Source organism: uncultured Rikenella sp., from assembly GCF_910577125.1.
In the GTDB taxonomy this organism is placed as follows: Bacteria; Bacteroidota; Bacteroidia; order Bacteroidales; family Rikenellaceae; genus Rikenella.
Window position 1 is genome coordinate 1 of the sequence record NZ_CAJTMN010000118.1, and the last position, 5,584, is coordinate 5,584.

The 5,584-nt window shown below is 57.5% G+C and carries 2 protein-coding genes; both read left to right on the forward strand.

All coding sequences use genetic code 11. From position 1 onward, the window contains the following. The first annotated feature begins 171 nt into the window (after positions 1–171). Positions 172–1,293: a glutamine-hydrolyzing carbamoyl-phosphate synthase small subunit gene (gene carA / locus QZ292_RS09325; RefSeq protein ID WP_294600880.1), complete on the forward strand. Its 1,122-nt coding sequence runs from the start codon at positions 172–174 to the stop codon at positions 1,291–1,293. Positions 1,294–1,297: 4 nt separating this feature from the next. After that, positions 1,298–4,534: a carbamoyl-phosphate synthase (glutamine-hydrolyzing) large subunit gene (gene carB, locus QZ292_RS09330; RefSeq protein ID WP_294600883.1), complete on the forward strand. Its 3,237-nt coding sequence runs from the start codon at positions 1,298–1,300 to the stop codon at positions 4,532–4,534. The last annotated feature ends 1,050 nt before the right edge of the window (positions 4,535–5,584 follow it).

Here is a 5,584-nt window from a genome sequence, read left to right on the forward strand (position 1 = left end):
AGTCTTTTGGGTACCTTTTCTTCAGAAAAGGTACGGTTCCATGCGGGTAGACACGGATAAACGAAAGGTTAGAGTATATGGAACAAAAATAGGGAAATTCGGTGGAAAAGCCCGGTTGGTTTCGGAAAAAGCGCTATCTTTGTATTTCAGAAACTAATTCTGAAGATTGACATGCTGAAAAGTAAGACCGCCCGTCTGATATTAGAGGATGGTACGCAGTTTGACGGCTTCTCGTTCGGTGCAGAACAGTCTGTGTCGGGGGAAGTCGTTTTTTCTACCGCCATGACCGGGTATCCGGAGAGTTTGACAGACCCTTCTTATTCGGGACAGATTCTGGTGTTGACCTATCCGTTGGTCGGGAACTACGGCGTGCCGGATACTTCGGCCTTGGACGAAGCCACAGGTTTGCCCGAATTCTTCGAATCCGATCGGATACACATCAAGGGCCTTGTGATCAGCGACTACTCATTTCAGCACAGTCATTGGAACGCCGTGAAGAGCCTCTCCGATTGGCTCCGGGAAAACGGCGTGCCGGGGATCTTCGGCGTCGACACCAGAGAAATCACTAAGATTATACGTGAACGGGGGGTGATGCTCGGGAAATTGGTGCAGGAGACCGATTATGCATCGGCCGACGCCATGCCGTTCCATAACCCGAACGCCGAAAATCTCGTGGCGGCGGTCTCTTGCGAGGATATCATCACTTATACCAACCCGGAAGCGAAGCGGACTATCGTATTGGTGGACTGCGGGTGCAAGTACAATATCATCCGGTGTCTTTACAATCGGAATGCTACGGTGGTGCGGGTGCCGTGGGACTACGATTTCAGCACGCTGGACTATGACGGGGTGATGCTCAGTAATGGGCCGGGGGACCCGGCGTTGTGCGGCGCGACGATCGAGAACATAAAGAAAGCCATGTCGACCAAGGCCGATAAGCCGATCTTCGGGATCTGCCTCGGGAACCAGCTCTTGAGCTGGGCGGCGGGGGCGACGACCTATAAGCTCAAGTACGGACACCGGTCGCACAACCAGCCGGCGCTGGAGGTGGGAACCGATCGGGCGGTCATTACCTCTCAAAATCATGGGTATGCCGTCGATCCGACAGGGCTGGGGGACGGATGGGAACCGTACTTTATCAATCTGAACGACAACACCATCGAGGGGATCAGACACAAAAACTTGCCCTTCTTCAGCGTGCAGTTCCACCCCGAGGCCACCAGCGGGCCGGTGGATACCGAATACCTTTTCGACCGTTTCATCGAGTTAATCGACCAATACAAGAACAGATAGAGTCATGGCAGACAACAGCATAAAAAAAGTCGTCCTCCTGGGTTCGGGGGCGTTGAAGATCGGCGAAGCGGGCGAGTTCGACTACTCGGGTTCGCAGGCGCTCAAGGCGCTCAAGGAGGAGGGGATCGAGACCATTCTGATCAACCCGAACATCGCCACGGTGCAGACCAGCGAGGGGATTGCCGACAAGGTTTACTTCCTGCCGGTGACCCCGGATTTCGTCGAGGATGTGATCGCCAAGGAGCGACCGGACGGGATTCTGCTCGCTTTCGGGGGGCAGACCGCTTTGAACTGCGGCGTGCAGCTCTATAAGCGGGGGGTATTGGAAAAGTATGATGTGCGGGTGCTCGGGACGCCGGTACAGGCCATTATGGACACCGAGGATCGGGATTTGTTTGTCCATAAATTGGACGAAATCGACGTCAAGACCATTAAGAGCGAGGCGGTGACCACGGTGGCGGATGCCAAGCGGGTGGCGAATGAGCTGGGGTATCCGGTGATTATCCGCGCCGCTTATACGTTGGGGGGATTGGGCTCCGGGTTCTGCGACACGGATGCGGAGTTGGAGCAGCTGGCGGCAAAGGCATTCACCTATTCGCCGCAGATTCTCGTAGAAAAGTCGCTCAAGGGGTGGAAAGAGGTCGAATACGAGGTGGTGCGGGACAAGTACGACAACTGTATTACGGTTTGTAATATGGAGAACTTCGACCCGCTGGGGATCCACACCGGCGAGTCGATCGTCGTGGCGCCGTCTCAGACCTTGACCAACTCGGAATACCATAAGCTGCGGGAGATTGCGATCAAGATTATCCGGCACGTGGGGATTGTGGGGGAATGTAATGTGCAGTACGCGTTGGATCCGAACTCCGAGGATTACCGGGTGATCGAGGTCAATGCGCGGCTCTCGCGCAGCTCGGCGCTGGCGTCGAAGGCGACGGGCTATCCGCTCGCCTTTGTGGCGGCGAAGCTCGGGCTGGGGTATGGGCTGCATGAGCTCAAGAATTCGGTGACGAAGTGTACGACCGCTTGTTTCGAACCGGCGCTGGACTATATCGTTTGTAAAATTCCGCGGTGGGACTTGAGCAAGTTCAAGGGGGTTTCCAGGGAATTGGGGAGCTCTATGAAGTCGGTGGGCGAAGTGATGGCCATCGGGCGGAACTTCGAGGAGGCGATTCAGAAGGGCCTCAGGATGATAGGCCAGGGGATGCACGGATTCGTGGCCAACAAGGAGATGGCCGTCGAGGATATCGACCGGGAGCTGACCAAGCCGACCGACAAGCGGATTTTCATTATCGCTCAGGCGTTCAAGCACGGGTACAGCGTGGAGCGGATCCACGAGCTGACCAAGATCGACAACTGGTTCCTGCGGAAGCTGGAGGGGATTATCGCCCTCGAAAACGAAATGGGCACCTACCACACTTTGGACGCGATGCCCGACACGTTGTTGAGGGAGGCCAAGTGCAAAGGGTTCTCGGACTTCCAGATCGCCCGGACGGTGCTCCACAGCGAAGATCTCAAGATGGAAGAGGGGTTGCTCAAAGTGCGGGCGCATCGGAAATCCAGGGGGATTGTGCCGGTGGTCAAGCAGATCGACACCCTGGCGGCGGAATATCCGGCGCAGACCAACTACCTCTACCTGACTTATAACGGGACGGCGCACGACATCGATTTCGCCCATGACGATAAATCGGTCGTCGTCTTGGGTTCGGGGGCTTACCGGATCGGCTCTTCCGTGGAGTTCGACTGGTGTTCGGTGAGCGCCATCAACACCATTCGGGAGAACGGACTGCGGTCGGTGATGATCAACTACAACCCGGAGACGGTGTCGACCGACTACGACATGTGCGACCGCCTGTACTTCGACGAGCTGACCTTGGAGCGGGTGCTGGACGTGACCGACCTGGAGGTGCCGCGCGGGGTGATCGTGTCGGTGGGGGGACAGATTCCGAACAACCTCGCGATGCGGCTCTATCAGGAAAACGTGCCGATTCTGGGGACGGCGGCCACGAATATCGACCGGGCGGAAGACCGGCACAAGTTCAGCGAGATGTGCGACCAGCTGGGAATCGACCAGCCGCGGTGGAAGGAGCTGACGAGTATGGACGAGATTTATGGGTTTGCGGACGAGGTGGGATTCCCGCTGTTGATTCGGCCGTCGTACGTCCTTTCGGGGGCGGCGATGAACGTCGTCTCCAATAAGGAGGAGCTGGAACACTACCTGACGCTGGCGACCAATGTCTCGAAGCAGTATCCGGTGGTGGTGACCGAGTTCGTGAATAGCGCCAAGGAGATCGAGATCGACGCGGTGGCGAAGGACGGCGAGGTGCTGATCTATGCCATTTCGGAACACGTCGAGTTCGCAGGGGTGCACTCGGGGGATGCCACGATCGTCTTCCCGGCTCAGAAGCTCTACATCGAGACGGTGCGGCGCATCAAGAAGATCGCGCGGCAGATTGCCAAGGCGCTCGAAATCAGCGGGCCGTTCAACATGCAGCTTCTGGCCAAGAACAACGATATCAAGGTGATCGAGTGTAATTTGCGGGCTTCGCGGAGCTTCCCGTTCGTGTCGAAGGTGTTGAAGGTCAATTTTATCGACATCGCCACGCGGGTGATGCTGGGGCTCGATCCGAAGGTGCCGCACAAGTCGGCGTTCGAGCTGGATTACGTGGGCATCAAGGCGCCGCAGTTCAGTTTCAGCCGGTTGCAGAAGGCGGACCCGGTGCTGGGGGTTGAGATGGCGTCGACGGGCGAAGTGGGGTGTATCGGCGAGGACTACTATGAGGCGATTCTGAAGTCGATGCTTTCGGTGGGATATTCGATTCCCCAAGGGAGTGTGCTGTTGTCGACGGGCGATGCGAAGTCGAAAACGCAGACGCTCGAAGCGGCGCGAGCTTTGCAGGAACGAGGCTACACGATCTATGCGACGAAAGGGACGGCGAACTTCCTGGCCGAGAACGGGGTGCAGGCGACGGTGGTCGGGTGGCCGGATCAGGATCCGAAGGTGAGCGGGCTGCCCAATGTGTTGGACTTCATCAAGGAGCACAAGATCGACTGCGTGGTCAATATTCCGAAGAACTTCACCAAGGACGAACTGAACAACGACTATACGATCCGTCGGTCGGCGATCGACTTCAACATCCCGTTGATAACGAATGCGCGGTTGGCGAACGACTTTATCGTCGCTTTCTGCCGGCGGGGTCGCGGCGACCTGAAAATCAAGGCTTGGAACGAGTACAAGTAGGTGTTGTGTGCGAGCAACGGGTTGGGCTGAGCAGGTAAGTGGAAATGCGTAAGCATTTCCCGTCCCCGCACCCGTTGGGTGTTTTGTTAGGGTTCTCTTTGTCTTACTCAGTGGGGCCCGGCCGGCCGACGCGTTCGCGTCACGGCGGCCGGCCTTTATTACTCAAGCAACCGCGCGCCACGCCTTAGGAGGCGCGCGATAGAGAATGAGGTAAAGATCTGGGCCGACACAGCCCATTGGGAGTGCGGCACGCACCGCCCGCCCGGCATAAGGGCAGTTCTCTCAAACTGCCGCGCGCCGACGCCTTAAGAGGGAAATCGTTCAAACACGCAGTCGTGTTTGAACAGGATTTCCCCCGGCGCGCGACCGAAGAACGGGGCACAGCAAACAAGTGAGCGAAACGCAGTTTCGCCCGTCCACGGGACGTGGGGCCCGCGCGGCCCGAGCGCAGTCGAAGCTCAACGGTCGCCCGCCCCGCTTAAAGAGGAATTTCATTCGTTTTGCGGTGAGCAAAACCGAGATGAAATTCCAGCGGGCGACTAAAACAAGCGTTGACAAGCTCGCGCGCCGACGCCTTAAAAGGCGATTCAACTGTTTCGGCGACGAGCCGAAAGAGAATGAATCGCCCCGGTGCGCGAAAAATCCGTCGCCCGCCCGCCTAAAAGGGCATATTCTCGTTGGTTGGCACTCGGCCAACCAACGAGAATTGCCGCGGGCGACTGAAATTGGAGTAGACACGGCAGCCTTCGAGTGCCGAGCGGTACCGCGCCACGCCTTAAGAGGGAAATCGTCAAAATGTGCTGGCACGTTTTGACAAGATTTCCCAAAGGCGCGCGAACAGAGAACAGGGCGCAGCAAACAAGTAAGCGAAACGCAGTTTCGCCCGTCCACGGGACGCGGGGCCCGCGCAGGGCGGTTCCGTCCGGCACAAAGCTCGCCCGTTGCCTGCCCGCCTAAAGAGGGATTTCACTCGTTTTGCGGTGAGCAAAATTGAAATGAAATTCCAGCGGGCGACTAAAACAAGCGTTGACAAGCTCGCGCGCCGACGCC